This is a genomic window from Mesorhizobium sp. M4A.F.Ca.ET.050.02.1.1, from assembly GCF_003997725.1.
Taxonomy (GTDB): Bacteria; Pseudomonadota; Alphaproteobacteria; order Rhizobiales; family Rhizobiaceae; genus Mesorhizobium.
The window spans coordinates 1-482 of the sequence record NZ_RZSG01001487.1 but is presented as its reverse complement, the minus strand read 5'-3'; the positions used below and the strand labels follow the sequence as shown (position 1 = coordinate 482).

Sequence of the window (482 nt, the reverse complement as noted above, 5' to 3'; positions counted from 1 at the left end):
GATGAAGCGGCGGCCGTCCTTGGTCCAGAAATAGATGCCTTCGGCGCGATCGACGAGCGGCCGGCGCAGGCTGGACAGATAGAACAGATGCGACCGCGGCCGCGCTTCGGCGTCAGGGGCAGGCTGGACTTGCGGTTTCGGCATGTCAGGACTTTCCGAGATAGCGATCGAGAACATTTTTCGTCACGCGCTCGACCATCGCGTCCTGCCTTAGCAGGCCGGCGACCCATTCGCAGCTTCCGGCATGGAACACCTCGCCCTTGCCGCGCGGGAAATTGACGATCATGCCATTGCCGCGCTTGACCTTGTCGAGATTGGCGTCGCTCGCCTCGCCGAACAGAGTCTCGGCGGTGAAGCGGCCGTCCTCGTCGGTCAGGAACTGATCCTCGATCGGGATGTCGGCGCTTTCCTCGACCTGGCTCGCCATGCCGACTGCCAGCACCTGCAGGCCGTCCGGCGCGCCGCTCTCCGCGGGTGGGTAG

2 pseudogenes are annotated in these 482 nt (G+C 64.9%); both read right to left on the bottom strand.

Annotated elements, in window-relative coordinates:
* Positions 1 to 144, bottom strand: a pseudogene (locus EOA33_RS41635) (aspartate aminotransferase family protein); the annotation flags it as partial.
* A 1-nt stretch (position 145) separates the two neighbouring features.
* A pseudogene (locus EOA33_RS38285) lies at positions 146 to 482 on the bottom strand (hypothetical protein); the annotation flags it as partial.